The organism is Pseudomonas sp. FDAARGOS_380 (assembly GCF_002591235.1).
In the GTDB taxonomy this organism is placed as follows: Bacteria; Pseudomonadota; Gammaproteobacteria; order Pseudomonadales; family Pseudomonadaceae; genus Aquipseudomonas; species Aquipseudomonas salmasensis.
Window position 1 is genome coordinate 1,291,672 of the sequence record NZ_CP023969.1, and the last position, 23,394, is coordinate 1,315,065.

General features: G+C 63.3%; 25 protein-coding genes. 21 read left to right on the plus strand and 4 right to left on the minus strand.

Going from position 1 to position 23,394, the window contains the following annotated elements:
- Positions 1–77 precede the first annotated feature (77 nt).
- The 20 genes from CRN80_RS06185 (at position 78) to CRN80_RS06280 (ending at position 17,546) form a co-directional block, all read left to right on the plus strand.
- The gene (locus CRN80_RS06185; protein ID WP_098949761.1) at positions 78–797 is read left to right on the plus strand and encodes a beta-ketoacyl synthase chain length factor; all 720 of its coding nucleotides are present in this window, start codon (positions 78–80) and stop codon (positions 795–797) included.
- On the plus strand, positions 773–1,585 hold the full coding sequence (locus CRN80_RS06190; RefSeq protein WP_032893918.1) for a 1-acyl-sn-glycerol-3-phosphate acyltransferase: 813 nt from the start codon (positions 773–775) through the stop codon (positions 1,583–1,585). The genes CRN80_RS06185 and CRN80_RS06190 overlap by 25 nt, the downstream gene beginning before the upstream one ends.
- Entirely contained in the window at positions 1,563–1,832 is a 270-nt protein-coding gene (locus CRN80_RS06195) for a phosphopantetheine-binding protein (RefSeq protein WP_032893919.1), read from the plus strand. Before CRN80_RS06190 ends, CRN80_RS06195 begins: the two co-directional genes overlap by 23 nt.
- Positions 1,833–1,841: 9 nt before the next feature.
- Entirely contained in the window at positions 1,842–2,096 is a 255-nt protein-coding gene (locus CRN80_RS06200; RefSeq protein WP_003187949.1) for an acyl carrier protein, read from the plus strand.
- Entirely contained in the window at positions 2,093–2,638 is a 546-nt protein-coding gene (locus CRN80_RS06205; RefSeq protein WP_032893920.1) for a membrane protein, read from the plus strand. The genes CRN80_RS06200 and CRN80_RS06205 overlap by 4 nt, the downstream gene beginning before the upstream one ends.
- On the plus strand, positions 2,635–4,305 hold the full coding sequence (locus CRN80_RS06210; RefSeq protein WP_098949762.1) for an acyl-CoA synthetase family protein: 1,671 nt from the start codon (positions 2,635–2,637) through the stop codon (positions 4,303–4,305). Before CRN80_RS06205 ends, CRN80_RS06210 begins: the two co-directional genes overlap by 4 nt.
- A 149-nt stretch (positions 4,306–4,454) precedes the next feature.
- On the plus strand, positions 4,455–5,189 hold the full coding sequence (locus tag CRN80_RS06215; RefSeq protein ID WP_098949763.1) for a glycosyltransferase family 2 protein: 735 nt from the start codon (positions 4,455–4,457) through the stop codon (positions 5,187–5,189).
- The gene (locus CRN80_RS06220; RefSeq protein ID WP_098949764.1) at positions 5,186–6,121 is read left to right on the plus strand and encodes a glycosyl transferase; all 936 of its coding nucleotides are present in this window, start codon (positions 5,186–5,188) and stop codon (positions 6,119–6,121) included. The genes CRN80_RS06215 and CRN80_RS06220 overlap by 4 nt, the downstream gene beginning before the upstream one ends.
- The gene (gene hutH / locus CRN80_RS06225) at positions 6,105–7,646 is read left to right on the plus strand and encodes a histidine ammonia-lyase (RefSeq protein ID WP_047712411.1); all 1,542 of its coding nucleotides are present in this window, start codon (positions 6,105–6,107) and stop codon (positions 7,644–7,646) included. Before CRN80_RS06220 ends, hutH begins: the two co-directional genes overlap by 17 nt.
- A complete protein-coding gene (locus CRN80_RS06230) occupies positions 7,639–8,064 on the plus strand; it encodes a thioesterase family protein (RefSeq protein WP_056782705.1) in 426 nt (141 codons plus the stop codon). Before hutH ends, CRN80_RS06230 begins: the two co-directional genes overlap by 8 nt.
- The gene (locus CRN80_RS06235; protein ID WP_098949765.1) at positions 8,061–8,744 is read left to right on the plus strand and encodes an outer membrane lipoprotein carrier protein LolA; all 684 of its coding nucleotides are present in this window, start codon (positions 8,061–8,063) and stop codon (positions 8,742–8,744) included. Before CRN80_RS06230 ends, CRN80_RS06235 begins: the two co-directional genes overlap by 4 nt.
- Entirely contained in the window at positions 8,716–11,046 is a 2,331-nt protein-coding gene (locus tag CRN80_RS06240) for an MMPL family transporter (protein ID WP_098949766.1), read from the plus strand. Before CRN80_RS06235 ends, CRN80_RS06240 begins: the two co-directional genes overlap by 29 nt.
- A 33-nt stretch (positions 11,047–11,079) precedes the next feature.
- Positions 11,080–12,327 (plus strand): NAD(P)/FAD-dependent oxidoreductase, encoded by a 1,248-nt coding sequence (locus tag CRN80_RS06245; protein ID WP_098949767.1) that lies wholly within the window; start codon positions 11,080–11,082, stop codon positions 12,325–12,327.
- Positions 12,324–13,073 (plus strand): class I SAM-dependent methyltransferase, encoded by a 750-nt coding sequence (locus CRN80_RS06250; RefSeq protein ID WP_098949768.1) that lies wholly within the window; start codon positions 12,324–12,326, stop codon positions 13,071–13,073. The genes CRN80_RS06245 and CRN80_RS06250 overlap by 4 nt, the downstream gene beginning before the upstream one ends.
- Complete coding sequence (locus CRN80_RS06255) at positions 13,070–13,552, plus strand: hypothetical protein (RefSeq protein WP_098949769.1); 483 nt, start codon at positions 13,070–13,072, stop codon at positions 13,550–13,552. Before CRN80_RS06250 ends, CRN80_RS06255 begins: the two co-directional genes overlap by 4 nt.
- Positions 13,549–14,715, plus strand: a complete 1,167-nt coding sequence (locus CRN80_RS06260; RefSeq protein WP_098949770.1) for a beta-ketoacyl-[acyl-carrier-protein] synthase family protein — start codon at positions 13,549–13,551, stop codon at positions 14,713–14,715. Before CRN80_RS06255 ends, CRN80_RS06260 begins: the two co-directional genes overlap by 4 nt.
- On the plus strand, positions 14,712–15,173 hold the full coding sequence (locus CRN80_RS06265) for a hotdog family protein (RefSeq protein ID WP_003187930.1): 462 nt from the start codon (positions 14,712–14,714) through the stop codon (positions 15,171–15,173). The genes CRN80_RS06260 and CRN80_RS06265 overlap by 4 nt, the downstream gene beginning before the upstream one ends.
- On the plus strand, positions 15,170–15,898 hold the full coding sequence (gene fabG / locus CRN80_RS06270; RefSeq protein ID WP_032893932.1) for a 3-oxoacyl-ACP reductase FabG: 729 nt from the start codon (positions 15,170–15,172) through the stop codon (positions 15,896–15,898). Before CRN80_RS06265 ends, fabG begins: the two co-directional genes overlap by 4 nt.
- Positions 15,898–17,124, plus strand: coding sequence for a beta-ketoacyl-ACP synthase (locus CRN80_RS06275; protein WP_032893933.1), 1,227 nt, complete (start codon positions 15,898–15,900; stop codon positions 17,122–17,124). The genes fabG and CRN80_RS06275 overlap by 1 nt, the downstream gene beginning before the upstream one ends.
- Before the next feature lie 26 nt (positions 17,125–17,150).
- Complete coding sequence (locus CRN80_RS06280) at positions 17,151–17,546, plus strand: hypothetical protein (RefSeq protein ID WP_032893934.1); 396 nt, start codon at positions 17,151–17,153, stop codon at positions 17,544–17,546.
- A gap of 202 nt (positions 17,547–17,748) precedes the next feature.
- Here CRN80_RS06280 and CRN80_RS06285 read toward each other — a convergent pair whose 3' ends face one another.
- Entirely contained in the window at positions 17,749–18,135 is a 387-nt protein-coding gene (locus tag CRN80_RS06285) for a type II toxin-antitoxin system PemK/MazF family toxin (RefSeq protein WP_032893936.1), read from the minus strand.
- A gap of 87 nt (positions 18,136–18,222) precedes the next feature.
- Positions 18,223–19,116 carry a LysR family transcriptional regulator gene (locus tag CRN80_RS06290; protein ID WP_032893938.1) on the minus strand — a complete coding sequence of 298 codons (894 nt, stop codon included), beginning with the start codon at positions 19,114–19,116 and terminating at the stop codon, positions 18,223–18,225.
- Positions 19,117–19,297: 181 nt separating this feature from the next.
- On the opposite strand from CRN80_RS06290, the gene CRN80_RS06295 reads away from it, so the two are divergent.
- A complete protein-coding gene (locus CRN80_RS06295; RefSeq protein ID WP_371861809.1) occupies positions 19,298–20,515 on the plus strand; it encodes an MFS transporter in 1,218 nt (405 codons plus the stop codon).
- Positions 20,516–20,670: 155 nt separating this feature from the next.
- Here the strand turns inward: CRN80_RS06295 and hemE are convergent, their stop codons facing one another.
- Positions 20,671–21,738 carry a uroporphyrinogen decarboxylase gene (hemE, locus tag CRN80_RS06300; RefSeq protein ID WP_098949772.1) on the minus strand — a complete coding sequence of 356 codons (1,068 nt, stop codon included), beginning with the start codon at positions 21,736–21,738 and terminating at the stop codon, positions 20,671–20,673.
- 226 nt (positions 21,739–21,964) lie between these two features.
- Positions 21,965–23,383: an FAD-dependent oxidoreductase gene (locus CRN80_RS06305; protein WP_098949773.1), complete on the minus strand. Its 1,419-nt coding sequence runs from the start codon at positions 23,381–23,383 to the stop codon at positions 21,965–21,967.
- Positions 23,384–23,394 lie beyond the last annotated feature (11 nt).

Here is a 23,394-nt window from a genome sequence, read left to right on the forward strand (position 1 = left end):
TCGGCCATTGCTCCCTGTCCCGGCATCCGGGGCCACTGGCCGCACATGGAAGCCCGCAGGGGCGGGATAACTTCTCAGTGATCAACTTCAACATCGCCCAATGGCGCGCCTGGGCTCCTGGCCTTGAGAGCGCGGACGACTGGCACGCCTGGTGCCGGAACCCGGTGTTGCCGCCTGTCAGCGAAGCGTCCCCCGATGTGTCATTTTTGCCAGCTATGCAGCGCCGCCGCTTGAGCCGGCTGGCGCGCATGGCGTTCAGCGTCGGCTGGCCGCTGGCCGAGGGCCTGGAAGACCTGCCGCTGGTGTTCATTTCCCGCCACGGCGAAACCCCGCGCACCCTGGACATCCTCAGCGACCTGGCCAACGAGCAGCCGCTGTCGCCCACTCAGTTCAGCCTGTCGGTGCATAACGCGGTGATCGGCCTGTGGTCGATCCTGCGCAATGAAACCAGCGAGATGACCGCCCTCGCCGCCGCCGGCGATGGCCTCGAACACGGCCTGCTCGAAGCCGCCGCGTTGCTCAACGAAGGCGCCCCCGCCGTGTTGCTGGTGATCACCGAAGAACAGCCGCCCCAAGCCTATGCCAGCTGGATCACGGATGTGCCCTTCCCCTACGCCCTCGGCCTGTTGCTGACGCCGGGCGACGAGTGGCAACTGGAACTCACCACCGGCACTGTCCAACTCACTCAAACCCAGTGGCCCCACGCCCTGAACCTGCTGCGCACCCTGCTGACCGATCAGGGCGCCTGCCAACATGCCTGGAAGAACCGAGTATGGAACTGGCAACGCAAGCCCTGACCCACAAGCCGCGGCAGGCCTATTACTGGCGCCTGTTCGCCACGGCCCTCAGTTTTTGCCTGTTTGGCATCGGCGGGCTGTGCCTGCGTTTGCTGGTGTTTCCGCTGCTCAGTTGCCTGCCGGGCGATGCCAGCCAGCATCAACGGCGCGCACGCCACACTATCAGTTGCCTGTTCTGGTTTTTTATTCGCTTGATGAAGGGCCTGGGCATTCTCACCTACAGCGTCGAGGGTGCCGAAAAGCTTGGCCGCCCTGGCCAGATGATCGTCGCCAACCACCCGTCGCTGATCGACGTGGTGTTCCTGATCGGCCTGATGCGCCAGACCAACTGCGTGGTCAAGCAGAGCCTGTTCCGGAACCCGTTCACCCGCAGCCCGGTGCGCGATGCCGGCTACATCAGCAACGACGGCAGCGCCGACATGCTCGATGCCGCAGCCGACGCCCTGCGCGCCGGCCAAACGCTGATCATCTTTCCCGAAGGCACCCGCACCACACCGGGCGCGGCGCCGGCCTTTCATCGCGGCGGCGCGGCCATTGCGCTGCGGGGTGCGACAATCATCACGCCAGTGGTGATCAAGGTCAGCCCCACCACCTTGACCAAGGCCGAACCCTGGTATCGCATCCCCCACCGTCGATTTCACTTCAGTTTGCGCGTGGGGGCCGATATAGAACCACAGGCGTTCGCCGCGCTCGGCGCCGCGCCCCAGGCTTCACGCAAGCTCAACGATCACCTGCATCACTATTTCATTAAGGAGCTCGCCGAAGATGAGCGACCAACACCGCCTTGAGCACGACATAAAGCTGCTGATCATCGAGGCCCTGGGCCTGGAAGACATCAGCGCCGAGGATATTGGCAGCGACCAGACCCTGTTTGGCGAAGGCCTGGGCCTGGATTCGGTCGATGCCCTGGAATTGGGCCTGGCGATCCAGAAAACCTACGGCATCAAAATTGATGCCGACGCCAAGGACACCCGCAATCACTTCACCAACGTGGCCAGCCTTGCGGCGTTCGTCACGGCCCGACAGGCAGCTTGAGACCGTACCATGCAAACTCGTGACGATATTTTCAACACCCTGCGCGACGCCTTGGTGGAACTGTTTGAACTGCCCCCGGAACGCGTCACCCTGGACGCCAACCTGTACCAGGACCTGGAAATCGACAGCATCGACGCCGTGGACCTGATCGACCACATCAAGCGCCAGACCGGCAAGAAGATCGCCGCAGAGGAATTCAAGGCAGTGCGCACGGTGAACGACGTGGTAGAGGCGGTGTACCGTCTGGTCCAGCCCGCCGCATGAGCCGGCTGATCGGCCTTGGCCTGTTATTGGCGGGGCTGCTGTACCCCTTCGCGGTGTATTACGGCACCGAGCACTTTGCACCGTGGCAGTTTGGCTTATTGCTGGGCAGCCTGTGGCTGTTGCGCGCGCTCACCGCTGCGCAGCGCCCGGGCAGCCGTTGGATGGCGGTGGTGGTGATCGTGTTTTGCCTGGCGCTGGCCTGGTTCGATAACCCGCAGTGGCTGCGCTGGTACCCGAGCCTGGTCAGCGGGTTCATGCTGGCGTTGTTTGGCCTGAGCCTGAAATACGGCCCGCCGATGGTCGAGCGCCTGGCGCGCATGACCGACCCGCACCTGCCGCCCCACGCGGTGGTGTATACCCGCCAGGTCACCCTGGTGTGGAGTGTGTTTTTTCTCTGTAATGGCCTGCTCGCCGCCGCGCTCACTTTGTGGGCGCCGCTGAGCTGGTGGACGTTGTACAACGGCCTGATCGCCTACGGCTTGATGGGCCTGTTGTTTGCCGTGGAATGGCTGGTACGACAAAGGGTTCGAGGCCGCGTATGAAAGGGTTGAAACTTGAGCACTTGCTGCTTGAGCCACTGCAAGATCGCGGGGTGACCACCGAGCCCGCCATGAATCACGCGCAACTGTGCGAGCGCTCCTTGAGCCTCGCCGCAGGCTTGCAGGCCCGGGGCATCCGGCGCCTGGCCGTGCACCTGGAAGACGCCGGGCTGCTGGCGATTGCGCTGCTGGGCGCCTGGCGGGCCGGTGCGAGCGTGCTGCTGCCCGCCGACCTGCAACCCCAGACGCGCCAACGCTGGGCCGCTGCCGTGGATGCTTGGCTGGTGGACGCCAGCGATCTGGACGCGCTGTATCAAGCACCCTTGAGCGCCGCCGCCCTCGACCTGGACAGCTGCCAACTGAGCCTGTGCACCTCCGGTTCCAGCGGCGAGCCCAAGCGCATCGACAAAACACTGCGCCAACTGGCCAACGAAGTGCAGGCCCTGGAAGCGCTGTGGGGCGCAGACCTCAAAAGCGCCTGCATCATCGGCAGCGTCGCTACCCAGCATATCTACGGCTTGCTGTTTCGCGTGTTGTGGCCGCTGTGCGCCGGCCGCACCTTTGTGCGCAAGCAACTGGCGTTCCCCGAAGACATGCAGCGCGCCAGCCGTGAGCACCCACAATTTGCCTGGGTGGCCAGCCCTGCGCTGCTCAAGCGCATGGGCGACAACCTCGACTGGCCGGCACTGAGCCAGGTTGCCCAGGTGTTTTCCTCCGGTGGCGCGTTGCCGGTTGACGCGGCCGGCAGCCTCTACGACCGCTTGCAGCAATGGCCCACAGAAATCCTCGGCAGCTCGGAAACCGGCGGCATCGCCTGGCGTCAGGGCGCGCAACCCTGGCAGCCGTTTGCCGATGTGCAATTGAGCCAGGATGCTGAAGGAGCACTGCGCATCGCCTCGCCATACATGCCCACAGGGCATATCGAACAAACCGCCGACGCCGCACGCATCCATGCCGATGGCCGGTTTGAACTGCTGGGCCGCCTGGACCGTATCGTCAAGCTGGAAGAAAAACGCATCTCCCTGCCGATGCTGGAACAGGCGCTGATCGCCCATGAATGGGTGGCCGACACCCGCCTGGGCGTGGTGCAGGAAAACCGTGCGTCCCTGGGCGCCGTGGTGGTACTCAGCGACGCGGGGCTGCATGCGCTGCGCAACCAGGGGCGCCGCACGCTCACCCAAACCCTGCGCCAGCACTTGAGCCAACATTGCGAAGCCCTGGCCCTGCCGCGCCGCTGGCGTGTGCTGCGCCAATTGCCGCTGAACAGCCAGGGCAAGCTGCCCCAGGCCGATATCGAAGCCTTGTTGCTGGCGCCTCGCCCCAAAAGCCCGGAGGTGTTGGCGCAAGTCGAAACCGAAGGTGAATGGACCTTGCAACTGAGCATCCCACCGGACCTGGCCTATTTCAGCGGGCACTTCCCGGTCACCCCGGTATTGCCAGGGGTGGTGCAGGTGGAATGGGCGTTCAACCTGGGCCAGCAATTGCTCGGCCTGCCAACCCGGTTCGCCGGCATGGAAGTGCTCAAGTTCCAGCAACTGGTGCGCCCCGGCGATCAGATCGAACTGCACCTGCGCTTTGATCGGGAGCGTAGCAAGCTGTACTTCGCCTATCGCAATGGGGTTGCTGCCTGCTCAAGTGGGCGGATAGTGCTGGAGGCCGCGCATGCATAGGCCATTTGAGCGCTTCGCGCTCATTCGCGAGCAAGCCCGCTCCCACACGGGTTCGGTGCCAGGCATAAGTTTCATGCACAGCGCAGATCACATGTGGGAGCGGGCTTGCTCGCGAAGCAGGCGACTCGGTTCCCTGAGGTGCCCCCATCATGCATAACCCCTGCGCTTTAATCCCGGTGTACAACCACGAAGCCGCCGTGCCAGCCGTCGTCCACAGCGTGCTGAAGAGCGGCCTGCCGTGCCTGCTGGTGGACGATGGCAGCAGCGCCGCCTGCGCAGCCGTGCTGGCGCAGTTGGCGACGCTGGACAACGTCGCCCTGCTGACCCTGCCCAGCAACCAGGGCAAGGGCGGTGCCGTGATGGCCGGTTTCCGCGAGGCAGCACGCCTGGGCTATACCCACGCCCTGCAAGTGGACGCCGATGGCCAGCACGACCTGCGCGAAGTCGAGACCTTTATCCACACCTCACGCCAGCACCCCGACGCCGTCATCTGCGGCTACCCCGAATACGACGACAGCGTGCCCAAGGGCCGCCTGTACGCACGCTACCTGACCCACGTGTGGGTGTGGATCAACACCCTGTCGCTTGAGATTCGCGATTCGATGTGCGGCTTTCGCGTATACCCGCTGGCGCCGACCCTGGCGCTGATGGACTCGGCCTACATCGGCACGCACATGGATTTCGACTCCGACATCCTGGTGCGCCTGGCCTGGCGCAACCAGCCTATGCGCTGGCTGCCCACCCAGGTGCATTACCCCGCCGATGGCCTGTCGCACTTTCGCTTGTTGCGCGACAACCTGCGCATCAGCGCCATGCACACGCGGTTGTTCTTCGGCATGCTGGTGCGCGCCCCGCTGATCCTGTGGCGACGGTGGCAAGCATGAACGACAGCACCAAGCACTGGGCCGACCGCGAAGAACGCGGCAGCTTCTGGCTTATGAAATTCACTGCGGTCGCGGTCAAAGTTCTCGGCCGTCGACTGTTGAGCCCGTTGCTCTACAGCATCGTGTTTTACTTCTTCCTGTTCGGCCGCACCGCACGCCACAGCGCCTGGCAATACCAGCAGCGCCTGGCGCAGTGGAGCGGGCGCGATGACTTGCTGCCGAGCCACCGCAGCGTCTTTGCCCAGTTCATGGCCTTCGCCGACTCGCTGCTGGACAAGCTCGACGTATGGAGCGGCAAGCTGCGCCTGGAGCAAATCGAGATCAACGACCCGGCGCAGTTACGCAGCCAACTGCGTGGCGAGCGCGGGCAGATGTTGGTGGGCGCGCACCTGGGCAACCTGGAAGTGTGCCGCGCCCTGGCGGAGATTGGTGAACAGGTCACCATGAATGTACTGGTGCACACCAAGCACGCCGAGCGTTTCAACCGTCTGCTGGGCGAGGCTGGCGCGACCCATTTGCGCCTGATCCAGGTCAGCGAACTGGACCCGGCCACCATGCTGCTGCTCAGCCAGCGCCTGGACGATGGCGAGTGGCTGGCGATTGCCGGCGACCGTATCCCGCTGCATGGCGGGCGCACCGTGCGCGTGGACTTCCTCGGCCATACGGCGGCATTCCCCCAAGGCCCATGGCTGCTGGCAGGCTTGCTCAAGTGCCCGGTCAATCTGCTGATGTGCCTCAAGCACCAGGGTCGCTATCGCCTGACTATCGAGCCCTTTGCCGATTTGATCGAATGGAAGCGCAGCACCCGCGAGCAGGTCATCGCTGTGTGGGCCGCCCGCTACGCCGCACGCCTGGGCCAGTTCTGCCTGCAAGCGCCCCAACAATGGTTCAACTTTTACCCTTTCTGGAAGACTGATGACGACGCCTCTTGAGCCCATCACCTTTGGTGAACGCCCCCTGCGCATCGAAGACGTGCTGGCCCTGGCCAACCGCCAGGTGCCCACTCGCCTGCAGGACGATGCCGCGTACCGCCAGCGCATCGCCAAGGGCGCGCAGTTCCTCGACTCGCTGCTGGACAAGGAAGGCGTGATCTACGGCGTGACCACCGGCTACGGCGACTCCTGCGTGGTGGCGGTGCCGCTGGAACACGTCGAAGCGTTGCCGCGTCACCTGTACACCTTTCACGGTTGCGGCCTGGGCAAATTGCTTGACGCTCAAGCCACCCGCGCCGTGTTGGCGGCTCGCTTGCAGTCGCTGTGCCATGGCGTGTCGGGCGTTCGCGTGGAGCTGCTGGAACGCCTGCACGCCTTCCTCGAAAACGATGTGCTGCCACTGATCCCGGAAGAAGGCTCGGTGGGCGCCAGCGGTGATCTGACGCCGCTGTCCTACGTGGCCGCGACCTTGTCCGGCGAGCGCGAGGTGCTGTTCCGTGGCGAACGCCGCCCGGCGGCCGATGTACACCGCGAACTGGGCTGGGAGCCGCTGGTACTGCGGCCCAAGGAAGCCCTGGCACTGATGAACGGCACCGCCGTGATGACCGGCCTGGCCTGCCTGGCCTTCGCCCGCGCCGACTACCTGTTGCAACTGGCCACGCGCATCACCGCCCTCAATGTGGTGGCCCTGCAAGGCAACCCGGAACACTTCGACGAGCGCCTGTTCGCTGCCAAGCCGCACCCTGGGCAGATGCAAGTCGCCGCGTGGCTGCGCAAGGACCTGGCCATCGACGCGCCCACCGCACCGCTGCACCGCCTGCAAGACCGCTATTCGCTGCGCTGCGCGCCCCATGTGCTCGGCGTATTGGCGGACAGCCTGAACTGGCTGCGCTCGTTCATCGAGATCGAACTGAACAGCGCCAACGACAACCCGATCATCGATGCCGAAGAAGAACGTGTGCTGCACGGCGGGCATTTCTACGGCGGGCATATCGCCTTCGCCATGGACAGCCTCAAGACCCTGGTCGCCAACGTGGCCGACCTGCTCGACCGCCAGCTCGCACTGCTGGTGGACGTGCGCTACAACCATGGCCTGCCGAGCAACCTGTCGGGCGCCCCGGCTGACCGCGCGATGATCAACCACGGCTTCAAGGCCGTGCAGATCGGTACCAGCGCCTGGACCGCCGAAGCACTGAAAAACACCATGCCGGCCAGCGTGTTCTCGCGCTCCACCGAGTGCCACAACCAGGACAAAGTGAGCATGGGCACCATCGCTGCCCGCGATGCGATCCGCGTGCTGGAGCTGACCGAACAGGTCGCCGCCGCGACCCTGCTCGCCGCCAACCAGGGCGTGTGGCTGCGCGCCCAGGCCGAGGATGCCCGCCCACTGCCACCGGCGCTGGCCGCGATGCACGCCGAACTGGCCCGGGACTTTGCGCCGGTCATCGAAGACCGCGCCTTGGAAGGCGAACTGCGCCTGTGCCTGCAACGCATCGCCGCGCAACACTGGAGGCTGCATGCGTAGCCCCGGCGTGTTGCACAGCGACACTGAAATCCTCGTGCCGTTTTTCGACATCGACACCATGAACGTGGTGTGGCACGGGCATTACGTGAAGTACCTGGAAGTGGCGCGCTGTGCGTTACTGGACAAGATCGGCCATAACTACACGGCGATGCTCGAAGCCGGCTACGCGTGGCCGGTGATCGACATGCAGCTACGCTATGTGCGCGGCGCGACCTTCGGCCAGACGATCAACGTGCGCGCCAGCCTGGTGGAATGGGAGAACCGTTTGAAGGTGAACTACCTGATCACCGACCGGGCCAGCGGCGAGCGCTTGACCCGCGCCAGCACCGTGCAAGTGGCGGTGGAAATCGCCAGCCGCGAGATGCAACTGGCCTCGCCCAAAGTCTTCACCGACGCCGTAGAGAGAGCCCTGAAATGAGCCCCCCTGTAGGAGCGAGCTTGCTCGCGAAGATCGCCAACGATAACGCGGGCCACCTGACACCCCGTGGCGCCCTCAGGTTTTTCGCGAGCAAGCTCGCTCCTACAGGGGCGGCGTTGTTGTTGAGCTTCAGTGCCCACGCCTTTGACCTGCAGCAGTTGAGTGATCAGCTTGCCAAACCCTCCGTGATCCACGGCCACTTCACCCAGGAAAAACACCTGCGCGCCCTGCCCCAGCCGCTCGTGAGCAAAGGCACCTTCGTGCTCGCCAAGGATCACGGCCTGCTGTGGCTGTTGAAAACTCCGCTGCAACAGGACTATCGCATCACCTCCCAAGGCATTGCCCGTCGCGATGCCAATGGCTGGCAGTTGCTGCCAAACAAGAGCGCCGGCGCCGAACAGAATCGTTTGTTCCTGGCGGTACTGCAGGGCGACAGCAGTGGCCTGCAGCGTGACTTCGACCTGCAACTGCAAGGCGAGGCCCAACAGTGGAAGCTCACGCTGACCCCGCGTTCGCTGCTGCTCAAGCAAGTGTTCACCCAGATCAACATCGACGGCGGCGCGCTGGTGCACAGCATTGAACTGCTGGAAACCCAAGGCGACAGCACGCTGTTGCGCATGCAGGACAGCACCGCCGACCAGCCCCTGAGCGATGCGGAGCAACACGACTTTGCCCAGTGAGCGCCTGCTGCCGCGCCTGTTCCTGACCCTGCTGGTGGCCGTGCTGGCCCTGGCCGGCTGGCAGTGGCGCGATGGCGCGCCGTTGTCGGCCAACCTGATGGAGCTGGTGCCTGGCAGCACGCCGGACGCCTTGGAGCTGCAAGCCGAACAGCGCATGCAAGAGCCGCTCAACCGCGAAATGCTGGTGCTGGTGGGGCATGCCGACCGCCAGCAAGCGGTGGCCGTGGCGCAGCAACTGGGTGAGCGCTGGCAGGCCAGCGGCCTGTTTGAAAAGGTGCAGTGGAACCTGCAAGCCGACTTGCCAGCGTTGCGCGAGCAACTGCTGCGTGGGCGCTTGTCGATGCTCTCGGCCAAGGACCGCGAGCAACTGATCCAACAGCCGGACGCATTCATCCAGCAACGCGTGCAATCGCTGTTCGACCCCTTCACCGGCTTCAGCCTGGTGCCCAGCCAGGACGATTGGCTCGGCCTCACCGGGCGCATCCAGAACAGCCAGCCGCAACACGGTGCGGTGCAAATGGATATCGGCAGCGGCGCCTTGATCGCCGATGCCGACGGCAAGAGCTGGGTGCTGCTGCGGGCGCGCACCACCGGCAACGCCTTCGACATGAAGCTGCCGCTGCAAGTGGCAGACTTGCTAAAAGCCAGCCGCGAGCAAGCCGGCGCACACGGCGCGCAACTGCTCGCCGCCAGCGGTTTGCTGTATGCGGCCAACGGGCAACAGCAGGCCACGCGGGAAATGACCTGGGTCGGCGGCGGCGCCACCCTGGGCATCCTGTTGTTGCTGCTGCTGGCGTTCCGGCGCTGGCGGGTGTTGCTGGCGTTCGTGCCGGTGCTGGTGGGTATGCTGTTTGGCGCGGTGGCGTGTGTGGCGCTGTTTGGGCATATGCATGTGATGACCCTGGTACTGGGTTCCAGCCTGATCGGCGTGGCGGTGGATTACCCACTGCATTACCTGTCCAAAAGCTGGAGCCTGCAACCGTGGCGCAGTTGGCCGGCACTGCGCCTGACCCTGCCGGGGCTGAGCCTGAGCCTGGCCACCAGCGCTATCGGTTATCTGGCGCTGGCCTGGACGCCGTTCCCGGCGCTGACCCAAATTGCGGTGTTCTCCGCCGCCGGCCTTGTAGGTGCCTATTTGTGCGCCGTGTGCCTGTTGCCCGCGCTGCTCAAGGGCGTGGAACTGCGCCCGGCGCAATGGCCGCTGCGTGTCGCCCAAAGCTTATGGCAGCTACGCACAGCCCTGCTCAAACGCGTGCCCAGTTCGGTGCTGCTGGTGTGGGTGCTGCTGTTCTGCGCGGCGGGCCTGTGGCAACTGAACACTAAAAACGATATCCGCCAATGGATCGGTGCGCCGCCGCAGTTGCTGCACGAAGCCCAGGCCGTGGCGCGCATCACCGGGTTCCAGCCCACCAGCCAGTTTTTCCTGGTGCGGGCGAGCAATCAGCAACAGTTGCTGGAACGCCAGGCCGCCCTGGGCAAACGCTTGGATCAATTGGTGCAGATGGACAAGCTCCAGGGCTACCTGGCGCTCAATCAACTGGTCAGCCTCCCCGACGAACAACAACAGCTGCGCGAGGCGCTGAACAACCTGGCGCCACACTGGCAACCGCTACTGGACCTCGGCGTGCCCCTCAGTGCCCTGCAAGCCGAAGTGGCGCAGTTGCAGGCGCTGCCCACCGCAGACATCGACGCCGCACTGCAAGGCCCACTGGCCGAGCCCTGGCGCACGCTGTGGCTCGGCCCGGTGGACGGCGGCGTGGCGGCCATGGTCAGCCTGCAAGGCTTGAACAACCCGGCGCTGCTGCGGGTGCAGGCGCTGGACTTGCCCGGTGTGCAACTGGTGGATCGCCTGGGTGACTTGAACCGGGTGTTTGCCGACACGCAGATCAGCGCTGCCGAATTGAAGTTGCTGTCGTGCGTGCTGATCGTGCTGTTGCTGATTGCGCCCTTCGGCTTTGGCGGAGCCCTGCGTATCGTCGCCCTGCCGCTGCTGGCCGCGTTGTGCAGCCTGGCCAGCCTCGGTTGGCTGGGCCAGCCGCTGACGTTGTTCAGCCTGTTTGGCCTATTGCTGGTCACGGCCATCAGCGTTGACTATGCGATTTTGATGCGCGAGCAGATCGGCGGCCCTGCCGTGAGCCTGTTGGGAACACTGCTGGCGGCGCTGACAACCTGGTTGTCGTTCGGCCTGCTGGCGGTCTCCAGTACACCGGCCGTGAGTAATTTCGGCTTGTCGGTCAGCCTGGGCCTGGCGTTCAGCTTTATGCTGGCGCCCTGGGCCGGCAGGCAGAAACACGCCTTATGAATGTGATTAGCGCCCATGCGGCAAGGAGCCCTCGTGCCCACAGTTGAAATGGAACGTCGCCAGGTGGTGGTGATCGGTGCCGGGCCTTCCGGTGCCATCGCGGCCGCGCTGTTAAAGCGCAAAGGGCATGATGTATTGATCATCGAGCGCGAGCATTTCCCGCGCTTCTCGATTGGCGAAAGCCTGCTGTCACACTGCATCGATTTTATCGAAGAAGCCGGCATGCTCGACGCGGTGCAAGCGGCAGGCTTCCAGGTAAAAACCGGCGCGGCCTTCGCCTGGGGCGAGCGCTACAGTGCTTTTGATTTCAGCGACACCTTCAGCAACGGCAAGCCCACCACCTTCCAGGTGCAGCGCGGCGAGTTCGACAAGTTGCTGGCCGACCAGGCCGCGTTGCAAGGCGTGGAAATCCGCTATGGCCAAACCATCGTCGGCGTGGATTTTTCTGCCGAGAGCCGGTACCTGCATGTGCGCCGCGAGAATGGCAGCGAGTACCACCTCAAGGCCAGGTTCGTGCTCGATGCCAGCGGCTATGGCCGTGTGTTGCCACGCCTGCTGGACCTGGAAGCACCGTCGAATTTCCCGCTGCGCCAGGCCGTGTTCACCCACGTCGAAGACCGTATCGAACACCCAGGCTTTGACCGCAGCAAAATCCTGGTGACCACTCACCCGACCAAGCGCGACATCTGGTTCTGGACCATCCCGTTCAGTAATGGCCGCTGCTCGGTGGGAGTGGTCGCGGCCAAGGAGCATTTTGAGGCCACGGGCAGCGACCTCGACGCTTGCTTGCGCGGCTTTATTGAGCAAACCCCGAGCCTGTCCGGCGTGCTGCAAAATGCCGTGTGGGACACCCCGGCGCGCACCATCGGCGGCTACTCGGCCAACGTCAAAACCCTGCACGGCCCAGGCTTTGCGCTGCTGGGCAATGCGGCAGAATTCCTCGACCCGGTGTTCTCCTCCGGCGTGACCATTGCCATGCGCTCAGCGAGCATGGCCGCAGGGGTGCTGCACCGCCAATTGAGCGGCGAAACGGTGGACTGGCAAACCGAATTTGCCGAACCGCTCAAACGCGGTGTCGATACCTTCCGTTGCTACGTCGAAGGCTGGTATGCGGGCACGTTCCAGGACGTGATTTTCCATCCTGGCAGTTCACCGGAGATTCGCCGCATGATCAGCTCGATCCTGGCCGGTTACGCCTGGGATGAACGCAACCCGTTTGTCAGCGAGCCCAAGCGGCGCTTGCGGATGCTGTCTGAAATTTGTGCGAGTGAGCCGGTATGAGCAGCCCAGGCGTTGAAAAAAACTACCTGAGTCCAAACTACGTCGAAGAAACCAAGTTCGGTTTCTGGTTCCTGCGCAGCCACACCTGGCAGCATCACGTGTTGCGCGTGGCGATCAATGACCTGCGCAGCCTGTTCAGCGAGCCGCTGCCGGTAGCGCCGGTGTTGTTGGATGCCGGTTGCGGCCAGGGCAAATCCTTCCAGTTACTGCATCAGGTGTTTGCACCTTCGCGCCTGATCGGCCTGGATGCCGACCCCCACAGCCTGGCACTGAGCCGCGAAGAAGCTGCGCGCCTTGGGCTGGATGTCGAGCTGATCGGCAGCGACTGCGCGACCCTCAACGTGCCGGATGCCAGTGTGGATATCCTGTTCTGCCACCAGACCTTCCACCATCTGGTGGAGCAACATCGCGCACTCAAGGAGTTCTATCGGGTGCTCAAGCCGGGCGGCTATTTGCTGTTTGCCGAATCCACCGAAGCCTACATCGACACCTGGGTGATTCGCTGGTTGTTCCGCCACCCGATGCATGTGCAGAAAAGCGCCGAAGAGTACCTGGAGATGCTGCGCGAGCAGGGCTTTGAGTTCGCTGCGCAGAACGTTTCGTACCCCTACTTGTGGTGGAGCCGTTCCAGTGACTTCGGCCTGCTGGAACGCTGGGGCCTGCGCAAGGCGCCGCCAGTGGGCCAGCGCGAGGAAACCCTGGTCAACTGCGTAGCGCGTAAACCTGTGGAGAATGCGGCCCCATGATGCGCCTGCTGTTGATAAGTTGCCTGTTGCTGCTCGGCGCCTGCGCCAGCCAGGCGCCGCTGCCGGAAAAAATGCCGGCGCTGGCCTTGCCGATGCAACTGCATGTGCAGCGCCTGGCGGACGGCCAGAGCCAGGACTGGCTGCTGGTGATCCAGCGCGAAGGCCAAGCGCTTCGCTGGTCGATGATGGACCCGCTGGGTATTCCCCTGGCCCGGCAAAAACTGCTCGATGGGCAGTGGCAGGCAGACGGCTTGCTGCCGCCCAATCCACAAGCGCGCACGCTATTTGCCGCGCTGCTGTTTGCCCTCACCGCGCCCGGTGACGTACCGGCGTTGTATCCGACTGCCCAGGCGATGGACCTGACGCGCACGCTGCCGGGCCACTGGCAGATTGTTTATCAGTCTTCCGAGGTGTTCCGCGTGAACATGGCCGACCCGCCGTTGAGTTACCGCATCACCCCGCTGGGTGTGAGCCGATGACCGCCCACCTCAATGCCCTTGGCATAATCTGCGCCCTGGGCCGTGGCCAGGCGCAAGTCAGCCGCAACCTGTTTGCCGGCGACTGTTCGGGCATGCGTGCCGAAAGCGGCTGGGTGCCGGAGCGCGCGGTGCCTGTGGCCGCCGTACAGGGTGAACTGGCGAGCCTGCCCCCGGAGCTGGCCGAGCAAAGCAGCCGCAATAACCAGTTGCTGCTGGAAGCGGCGCTGCAGATCGAGGATGAGATTCGTCAGGCCATCCAGACCTACGGCCCTGGCCGGGTCGGGGTTGTGCTCGGCACCAGCACCTCGGGCATTGACGAAGCCAGCCGTGGCATTGCCCATTACCTGCAGAACACGCAGTTCCCCGCCGACTACGACTACCAGCAACAGGAACTCAGCGCCCCGGCCAACTTCCTCGCCGACTGGTTGAAGGTGAGCGGCCCGGCTTATGTCATTTCCACCGCCTGCACCTCCAGCGCCCGTGCATTGATGAGCGCCCAGCGCCTGTTGGACCTGGGGGTGTGCGATGCAGTGATCTGCGGCGGCGTGGACAGCCTGTGCAAGCTGACGCTGAACGGGTTTACCGCGCTGGAAGCGGTGTCTGCCGAGCGCTGTAATCCGTTTTCGGTGAACCGCAACGGCATCAACATCGGTGAAGCGGCGGTGCTGTTCCTGATGAGCCGCGAGCCGGCGCCCATCGCCTTGCTGGGCAGCGGCGCCAGTTGCGACGCACACCATATCTCCGCGCCCGAACCCAGTGGCAAGGGCGCGGTGCTGGCCATGCGCAAGGCCCTGGCCAGTGCAAAACTTTCGCCCGAGCAGATCGGCTACCTGAACCTGCACGGCACCGCGACCCAACACAACGACGCCATGGAAAGCCTGGCCGTCGCCAGTCTGTTTCCCGGCGGCGTCGCTTGCTCATCGACCAAGCCCATGACCGGCCACACCCTCGGCGCGGCCGGGGCCCTGGAAGCCGCGTTCTGCTGGCTGAGCCTGACCCATCGCCTGCTGCCACCCCACGTATGGGACGGCCACCCCGACCCGGCGCTGCCCGCGCTGCAATGGGTGCGCAGCGGCGATACCCTGAAAAAGCCCTGCCTGATGAGCAACTCGTTTGCCTTCGGCGGTAACAATGTCAGCCTGATAATCGCAGAGGCCCCATGATCGATTGGCCACTTGCCGAACTGCTGCCCCATGCGGGCGACATGATCCTGATCGACCAGGTGCTGTCGTTCGATGAAGAGCAGATCCACACCCGCGTCACCGTCAAGCCCGGCGGCCTGTTCAATCGCGCCGACGGCAGCCTGCCGGCCTGGGTCGGCATCGAGCTGATGGCGCAAAGCGTCGCCGCGTATGCCGGTTGCCATGCACGCCAACAAGGCAAGGCGGTGGAGCTGGGTTTCCTGTTGGGCACGCGTAAGTTCGAGTGCAACGTGGAGCACTTTGCGGCCGGCGCCGAACTGAACATCCACGGCCTGCGCTCCCTGGAAGACGACAACGGCATGGGTGTGTTCGAATGCCACCTCACCGGCGACGGTATCCAGGCCAGCGCGCGCTTGAACGTATTTCGACCGCCCCAGGCGGCCAACTATTTAGCTGAATCGAAGGACGAAACGCCATGACTGAATCCGTACTGGTCACCGGCTCCAGCCGTGGCATCGGCCGCGCCATTGCCCTGCGCCTGGCCCAGGCCGGCCATGACATCGTGCTGCATTGCCGCAGCGGCCGTGCCGAAGCCGACGCGGTACAGCTCGAGGTCCAAGCCCTGGGGCGCAAGGCGCGGGTGCTGCAGTTCGACGTGGCGGATCGCGCTGCGTGCAAAGAGATCCTTGAGGCCGATGTGGAGCAGCATGGCGCCTATTACGGTGTGGTGCTCAATGCCGGCCTGACCCGCGACGGCGCCTTTCCTGCCCTGTCGGAAGACGATTGGGATGTGGTGATGCGCACCAACCTGGATGGGTTCTACAACGTGCTGCACCCGGTGATGATGCCGATGATTCGGCGCCGCGCCGCCGGGCGTATCGTGTGCATCACCTCGGTGTCCGGGCTGATCGGCAACCGCGGCCAGGTCAACTACAGCGCGTCCAAAGCCGGCTTGATCGGCGCGGCCAAGGCACTGGCCATTGAATTGGGCAAGCGCAAGATCACCGTCAACTGCGTGGCGCCGGGCCTGATCGACACCGCGATGCTGGATGAAAACGTGCCGGTAGAAGAACTGATGAAAATGATCCCGGCCCAACGCATGGGCACGCCGGAAGAAGTCGCTGGCGCAGTGAATTTCCTGATGTCCGCCGAAGCCGGCTATATCACGCGCCAGGTGCTGGCCGTGAACGGGGGCCTGTGCTGATGAAGCGCGTTGTCGTTACCGGCATGGCCGGCGTGACCTCCCTGGGCAGCGACTGGGACACCATCGCCGCCAACTTTCGCGCCAACCGCAGCGGCATCCGGCGCATGGACGAGTGGGACCGTTTCACCGAATTGAATACGCGCCTGGCCGGCCCTATCGACGATTTCGTCGTGCCCGCGCACTGGACGCGCAAGCAGCTGCGCAGCATGGGCCGCGTCTCGCGCCTGGCCGTGTGGGCGGCGGAGCAGGCCTTGCAGGACGCCGGCCTGCTGGGTGACGAGTCGATCAAGGACGGGCGGATGGGCGTGGCCTGTGGCTCGTCCACCGGCAGCACCGATGAGATCAAGGCGTTCGGCAATATGCTGCTCAACTCGGTGGCCGAGGGGCTCAATGCCAACTCCTATGTGCGCATGATGCCCCACACCACGGCAGCGAATATCAGCATCTTCTTTGGCCTCACGGGCCGGCTGATTCCCACCTCCAGCGCCTGCACCAGCGGCAGCCAGGGCATTGGCTACGCCTATGAGGCGATCAAGTTCGGGCGCCTGCCGTTGATGCTCGCAGGCGGCGCGGAAGAACTGTGCCCCACCGAAGCCATGGTGTTCGATGCGTTGTACGCCACCAGCCTGAAAAACGATGCGCCGCAAACCAGCCCGCGCCCCTACGACAGCGGCCGCGATGGCCTGGTGATCGGTGAAGGTGGCGGCATGTTGGTGCTCGAAGAGTTGGAGCACGCACTCGCGCGAGGCGCGCATATTCACGCGGAGCTGGTTGGCTTCGGCAGCAACGCCGACGGCCAGCACACCACCCGCCCGGAACAGAAAACCATGCGCCGCGCCATGGAGCTGGCCCTGGAAGACGCAGGTCTTGAACCGTCCGCCATCGGCTACGTGAACGGCCACGGCACGGCTACCGATCAGGGCGACATTGCCGAAACCCTGGCCACCAGCAGCCTGTTTGGCAGCCGCATGCCGATCAGTTCGCAGAAGAGTTTCCTGGGGCACACCCTGGGTGCGTGCGGGGCGCTGGAATCGTGGTTCAGCATCGAGATGATGAACCGCGACCAGTACGTGCACACCTTCAACCTGGACGCGGTCGACCCGCAATGCGGCGAGCTGGACTACCTGCAAGGTGGCTTTCGCCAGATGCATAACGACTACGTGATGAACAACAACTTTGCCTTCGGCGGCGTCAACACCTCGTTGATCTTCCGCCGCTGGAGCTGACTTTTTAATCGACTGGAGAAAACGGAATGTCTTCCCTGCTACGCGCTACCCTGATCACCCTGGCCCTGCTGACCACGGCTGGCTGCACCAGCAAACCCGTGCTCAACACCCAGCACGAGTTGCCGGCCACAAGCCAGGTCAGCGAAGAAAAGATGAAACAGGTGATCGTCGCCGCCCTGCAAAAACGCGAGTGGACGGTGCAACGCCTGAGCCCGCAACTGGTGCAGGCCGAGATCACCGTACGCGGCCAGTTCTACGCCGCCATCGACATCCGCTACACCCGCAACAGCTACGCCATCACCTACCGCGACAGCCGCGACCTGGGCTACAAGGACGGCAAGATCCATCGCAACTACAACCGTTGGGTGAGCATGCTGGATCGGGATATTCTGGCGGGGTTGCGCTCGGCCGGAATGCAGTAAGGCCAGAAACGACAAAGGGCGCCTTTCGGCGCCCTCTTCACAAACAGGTTGGCTTGTCATCGCCGCTTCCTGCCTGGCTCTGCGATGGCTGGTTACCCAGGATCCTCAGAGTCTCACAAGCCCCTTTCGGGAACTCGGGCAGTATGCCTGAAAACGGGTTACCTGCAATCAGTGGCAAAACGCCGCCCACTCGTATCCCGCTTTATCGCAACCCAAGCGCACTGCGCACCGCCGCTTTTATCGCCGAAAACTGGTCATGGGTAAGTTCGGCGATTTTGTAAGTTCGTTTGCCATGACGATCTTTACTTTTGATTCGGTCTAATCGGCCCAAGCTGACTGTCGCGACAATATCGCATTTAGCCCAGCAGATCGGGTTCGCTCCGTGAAGGTGGCTATCAAGCTGCAAATGATGCTCCAACACCTGCTGTGGAGCAGTAGTACTCAGGGGTACCACCGTTACGAGCAGCTTATTAGTTCGGTGTTTGCGTATCACAATAACGGGTCGAATCTTGATGATTTCCGGAACCTCATAGCCACGAAAATCACAAATCAACACGCTGCCCTCCTTGGGCTGATAGAGAAGTGCCATCCATATCCACTCGCCTGAAAAAAGCGATTTTGCGCAAAATCCCGGCAAATAACTAAGCTGGTTGCGTTACCTGATATGTGACCCGGCCTACACCGATGCCCTACGCGTCAACAACTCCACAAACCCCTTCGCCATCGGTGTTTGCGCGCCCTTGCGTTGCACCAGCCACACTGCCGTCACTGCCTGCGGGTCGAGCAGGGTGCGATAGACCACACCATCGATGCGGATGCGCTGGTAGGACGCCGGCAGCACCGATACGCCCAACCCCGCCGCCACCAGCCCAATGATGGTCATTGCTTCCCCTGCCTCTTGGGCAAAGTGCGGGCTGAACCCGGCATCGCGGGCCAGGTTGAGCAATTGCGCGTACAGGCCGCTGCCGTAACTGCGCGGGAAGAACACAAAAGGCTCCTCGGCCAATTGCTCCAGGTGCAAGCCGCGCTCGCTGCCTTGGGCCAAAGGATGGCCGGCGCTCAGTACCGCGACTAATGGCTCGCGCATCAACTCGATCACGTTCAGTGAGTCGGGCAGGGGCAAGGGCCGCATCAGCCCCACCTGAATCGACTCATCCACCAGCGACTCGGCCACTTGGGTGCTGCTCATTTCTTGCAAGTTCAGATGCACCGCCGGGAATGCCTGGCGGAAGGCAAAGATCGCCTGGGGAATGCTGGCGTTGAACGGCGCAGACGAGGTGAAGCCGATCTTCAACTCACCCAGCTCGCCCAACTGCGCACGCCGCGCCACATCTGCCGCCTTGTCGACTTGGGCCAGCACCAGCCGTGCCTCTTGCAAGAACAAGCGCCCTGCCTCGCTCAGCTCGACCCGACGATTGGTGCGCTCGAACAAGCGTGCGCCCAGCTCGTGTTCCAGCGCCTGGATCTGCTGGCTCAGGGGTGGCTGCGAGATGCCCAGTACCTGCGCGGCGCGGCCGAAGTGCAGTTCTTCAGCGACGGCGATGAAGTACCGCAGGTGACGTAATTCCATGCATACCTCATTAGGTCGTAAAACCTATCAAACAGGTCGAACAATATATTGGAAAGAATCATTAGCCAGCTATATTCTTTTTTGCATTGTCAGTCCTGGCAGACTTTCCTCCCCGAGGTCCCCCGTGAATCCTGCTGTTGCTCCACTTGCCCAACACACCCCGCCCTCAGCCCTCGATGAGGTGGTGGCGCAGCTCAACGACGCGTACATCGAAAAAGGCACGCCGATGTTCATGCGCACGGTGCTGGCGCTGTTCTCCGGTGGCTTTGCTACTTTTGCCTTGTTGTATTGCGTGCAGCCGATGATGCCGGCGCTGTCCCACGAGTTCTCCATCAATGCCGCGCAAAGCAGCCTGATTCTTTCCGTTGCGACGGCAATGCTCGCCTGCGGCCTGCTGATCACCGGGCCGATCTCCGACAGGCTGGGGCGCAAGCCGGTGATGGTTGCCGCGTTGTTCTGTGCGGCGCTGGCCACCATCGCCAGCGGCTTGATGCCGAGCTGGGAAGGCATTCTGTTGATGCGCGCACTGGTGGGCCTGTCCTTGAGCGGCCTGGCCGCCGTGGCCATGACCTACCTCAGCGAAGAGATCCACCCGCAGCACATCGGCCTGGCCATGGGCCTGTACATCGGCGGCAACGCGATTGGCGGCATGAGCGGGCGCCTGATCATCGGCGTGTTGATCGATTTTGTCAGCTGGCACACCGCAATGCTGATCATCGGCGCTCTGGCGTTGATCGCAGCCACGGTGTTCTGGAAGATCCTCCCCGAATCGCGCAACTTCCGCGCCAGCAGCCTCAAGCCGCGCAGCCTGGTGGACGGCTTTGTCATGCACTTCAAGGACGCCGGCCTGCCGTGGCTGTTCCTTGAAGCCTTCCTGCTGATGGGCGCCTTCGTGACGATGTTCAACTACATCGGCTATCGCCTGCTGGCCTCACCCTATGAGCTGAGCCAGGCGGTGGTGGGCCTGCTGTCGCTGGTGTACCTCTCGGGCATCTACAGCTCGGCCAAGATCGGCTCCCTGGCCGACCGCCTCGGCCGCCGCCGCGTGCTGTGGGGCACCATCGTGCTGATGCTCGCCGGCATGGCCCTGACGCTGTTCACGCCTTTGTGGCTGGTGGTGCCGGGCATGCTGGTGTTCACCTTCGGGTTCTTCGGCGCCCACTCAGTCGCCAGCAGCTGGATCGGCCGCCGCGCAGTGAAAGCCAAGGGGCAGGCGTCGTCGCTGTACCTGTTCTGCTATTACGTGGGGTCGAGCATTGCCGGGACGGCGGGTGGGTTTTTCTGGCACTTTGCCGGGTGGAACGGGATTGGCGGGTTTATCGTCGCGCTGCTGATTGGCGCGTTGCTGGTGGCGTTGAAGCTGGCGAAGTTGCCGCCACTGGGAAATATGCGGACCTGACGCAATTTGCTTTATGTGGGAGCGGGCTTGCTCGCGAATGCGGTGGTCCAGTGACGAATTTGTCGACTGACACTGCGCATTCGCGAGCAAGCTCGCTCCCACATTTGTTTTGTGTTCATCCATGAAAAAGCCCGGCTTCAAACCGGGCTTTTTCGTCATTCGTGGTATTGCGCCGACAGTTCGTGCACTGCGCGCAGGAACGCACCGGCATGCTCCGGGTTCACTTCCGGGGTGATGCCGTGGCCAAGGTTGAACACGTGCCCGGTGCCCTTGCCATAGCTGGCGAGGATGCGACCTACCTCGGCACGGATCGCTTCTGGCTTGGCGTACAGCACGGTCGGGTCCATGTTGCCTTGCAGCGCAACCTGGTTGCCAACGCGACGGCGCGCTTCGCCGAGGTCGCAGGTCCAGTCCAGGCCCAGTGCATCGGCGCCCGCGTCAGCGATGCTTTCCAGCCACAGGCCACCGCCCTTGGTGAACATGATCACCGGCACCTTGCGGCCTTCGTGTTCGCGGATCAGGCCGCTGACGATTTTGCGCATGTAGGCCAGGGAGAACTCCTGGTACGCCGCCGCCGACAGGTTGCCGCCCCAGGTGTCGAAGATCTGCACCGCTTGCGCACCGGCCATGATCTGGCCGTTGAGGTAGGACGTGACCGACTGCGCCAGCTTGTCCAGCAACAGGTGCATGGCTTGCGGGTTGTCGTAGAGCATGGCTTTGGTCTTGCGGAAGTCTTTCGACGAGCCGCCTTCAACCATGTAGGTAGCCAGGGTCCATGGGCTGCCGGAGAAGCCGATCAGCGGCACGCGGCCGTTGAGCTCGCGGCGGATGGTGCTCACGGCGTCCATCACGTAGCCCAGGTCTTTGTGTGGATCAGGGATCGGCAGGGCTTCGATATCGGCCAGGGTGCTGACGACTTTCTTGAAACGCGGGCCTTCGCCGGTTTCGAAGTACAGGCCTTGGCCCATGGCGTCGGGGATGGTGAGGATATCGGAGAAGAGGATGGCCGCGTCCAGTTGTGGGTAGCGGTCCAGCGGCTGCATCGTGACTTCGCAGGCGAACTCCGGGTTCATGCACAGGCTCATGAAATCGCCCGCATTGGCGCGACTGGCGCGGTATTCCGGCAGGTAGCGACCAGCTTGACGCATCATCCACACCGGGGTGACGTCTACGGGTTGCTTGAGCAGGGCACGAAGGAAACGGTCGTTCTTGAGGGCAGTCATGTCGGCATCCGCAAAAAAAGTGCGGGCATTTTCTCAGAGCGCGACGCAAAAGGCACGGAATGCACCGTGCCTTTTGTCTATCGGGTCAATTTGTCGCGGCGGCTGGCATTACACATCTCAATGTGAAACGAGGTTTATGTGGGAGCTGGCTTGCCTGCGATAGCAATAGTGAATTCACCGCCGCCATCGCAGGCAAGCCAGCTCCCACAGTTGACCCTGTTTCAAATCAGACTTGCAGGTAGTCCAGGATACCTTCGGCGGCGTTACGGCCTTCGAAGATCGCGGTTACTACCAGGTCAGACCCGCGCACCATGTCGCCACCGGCGAAGATTTTCGGGTTGCTGGTCTGGTGCTTGTACTGGCCTTGTTCCGGGGCTACAACGCGGCCCTGGCTGTCGGTCTGGATTTCGAACTGCACGAACCACGGCGCCGGGCTTGGGCGGAAGCCGAAGGCGATGACCACGGCGTCGGCCGGGATGATCTCTTCGGAACCCGGAATCGGCTCGGGGCTGCGACGCCCACGGGCATCCGGTTCGCCAAGACGAGTCTCGACCACCTTCACGCCTTCCACACGGTCTTCACCGACAATGGCGATCGGCTGGCGGTTGTAGAGGAACTTCACGCCTTCTTCCTTGGCGTTCTTCACCTCTTTGCGCGAGCCGGGCATGTTGGCTTCGTCACGGCGATAAGCACAGGTCACCGACTTGGCGCCCTGGCGGATCGACGTGCGGTTGCAGTCCATCGCGGTGTCGCCACCGCCCAGTACCACGACCTTCTTGCCCTTCATGTCGACGAAATCTTCCGGCGACTTTTCAAAGCCCAGGTTGCGGTTGACGTTGGCGATCAGGAAGTCGAGCGCGTCATACACCCCCGGCAAGTCCTCACCGGCAAAGCCGCCCTTCATGTAGGTGTAGGTGCCCATGCCCATGAACACGGCATCGTATTCAGCGAGCAATTGCTCCATGGTGATGTCTTTGCCGATTTCGGTATTGAGGCGGAACTCGATACCCATGCCGGTGAACACTTCACGACGGTGGCTCAGTACGGTTTTTTCCAGCTTGAACTCAGGAATACCGAAGGTCAGCAAGCCACCGATTTCCGGGTTCTTGTCGAACACCACCGGGGTCACGCCGCCACGCACCAACACGTCGGCACACCCAAGGCCCGCCGGGCCTGCGCCGATGATCGCGACGCGCTTGCCGGTCGGCTTGACCTTGGACATGTCCGGGCGCCAGCCCATGGCGAACGCGGTGTCGGTGATGTACTTCTCCACCGAACCGATGGTTACCGCGCCGAAACCGTCGTTGAGGGTGCAGGCACCTTCACACAAGCGGTCTTGCGGGCACACCCGGCCGCAGACTTCCGGCAGGGTGTTGGTCTGGTGCGACAGCTCGGCGGCGGCGAGGATGTTGCCTTCGGCCACCAGTTTGAGCCAGTTGGGAATGAAGTTGTGCACCGGGCACTTCCATTCGCAATACGGGTTACCGCACCCCAGGCAGCGGTGGGCCTGGTCGGCCGAGTGCTGGGGTTTGAAGGGTTCGTAGATCTCCACGAACTCTTTCTTGCGTTGACGCAACAGTTTCTTCTTCGGATCTTTGCGCCCGACATCGATGAACTGGAAGTCGTTATTCAGACGTTCAGCCATGTTAAAACCTC

Bases quoted from the DNA above. Each gene is read 5' to 3' on its own strand.
- CRN80_RS06195 (WP_032893919.1), top strand. From the start codon at position 1,563: ATGAGCGACCAACACCGCCTTGAGCACGACATAAAGCTGCTGATCATC.
- CRN80_RS06235 (WP_098949765.1), top strand. From the start codon at position 8,061: ATGAGCCCCCCTGTAGGAGCGAGCTTGCTCGCGAAGATCGCCAACGAT.
- CRN80_RS06190 (WP_032893918.1), top strand. From the start codon at position 773: ATGGAACTGGCAACGCAAGCCCTGACCCACAAGCCGCGGCAGGCCTAT.
- fabG (WP_032893932.1), top strand. From the start codon at position 15,170: ATGACTGAATCCGTACTGGTCACCGGCTCCAGCCGTGGCATCGGCCGC.
- hemE (WP_098949772.1), bottom strand. From the start codon at position 21,738: ATGACTGCCCTCAAGAACGACCGTTTCCTTCGTGCCCTGCTCAAGCAA.
- CRN80_RS06210 (WP_098949762.1), top strand. From the start codon at position 2,635: ATGAAAGGGTTGAAACTTGAGCACTTGCTGCTTGAGCCACTGCAAGAT.
- CRN80_RS06260 (WP_098949770.1), top strand. From the start codon at position 13,549: ATGACCGCCCACCTCAATGCCCTTGGCATAATCTGCGCCCTGGGCCGT.
- CRN80_RS06215 (WP_098949763.1), top strand. From the start codon at position 4,455: ATGCATAACCCCTGCGCTTTAATCCCGGTGTACAACCACGAAGCCGCC.
- CRN80_RS06230 (WP_056782705.1), top strand. From the start codon at position 7,639: ATGCGTAGCCCCGGCGTGTTGCACAGCGACACTGAAATCCTCGTGCCG.
- CRN80_RS06305 (WP_098949773.1), bottom strand. From the start codon at position 23,383: ATGGCTGAACGTCTGAATAACGACTTCCAGTTCATCGATGTCGGGCGC.
- CRN80_RS06200 (WP_003187949.1), top strand. From the start codon at position 1,842: ATGCAAACTCGTGACGATATTTTCAACACCCTGCGCGACGCCTTGGTG.
- hutH (WP_047712411.1), top strand. From the start codon at position 6,105: ATGACGACGCCTCTTGAGCCCATCACCTTTGGTGAACGCCCCCTGCGC.
- CRN80_RS06250 (WP_098949768.1), top strand. From the start codon at position 12,324: ATGAGCAGCCCAGGCGTTGAAAAAAACTACCTGAGTCCAAACTACGTC.
- CRN80_RS06255 (WP_098949769.1), top strand. From the start codon at position 13,070: ATGATGCGCCTGCTGTTGATAAGTTGCCTGTTGCTGCTCGGCGCCTGC.
- CRN80_RS06220 (WP_098949764.1), top strand. From the start codon at position 5,186: ATGAACGACAGCACCAAGCACTGGGCCGACCGCGAAGAACGCGGCAGC.
- CRN80_RS06240 (WP_098949766.1), top strand. From the start codon at position 8,716: ATGCGGAGCAACACGACTTTGCCCAGTGAGCGCCTGCTGCCGCGCCTG.
- CRN80_RS06275 (WP_032893933.1), top strand. From the start codon at position 15,898: ATGAAGCGCGTTGTCGTTACCGGCATGGCCGGCGTGACCTCCCTGGGC.
- CRN80_RS06205 (WP_032893920.1), top strand. From the start codon at position 2,093: ATGAGCCGGCTGATCGGCCTTGGCCTGTTATTGGCGGGGCTGCTGTAC.
- CRN80_RS06285 (WP_032893936.1), bottom strand. From the start codon at position 18,135: ATGGCACTTCTCTATCAGCCCAAGGAGGGCAGCGTGTTGATTTGTGAT.
- CRN80_RS06280 (WP_032893934.1), top strand. From the start codon at position 17,151: ATGTCTTCCCTGCTACGCGCTACCCTGATCACCCTGGCCCTGCTGACC.
- CRN80_RS06290 (WP_032893938.1), bottom strand. From the start codon at position 19,116: ATGGAATTACGTCACCTGCGGTACTTCATCGCCGTCGCTGAAGAACTG.
- CRN80_RS06265 (WP_003187930.1), top strand. From the start codon at position 14,712: ATGATCGATTGGCCACTTGCCGAACTGCTGCCCCATGCGGGCGACATG.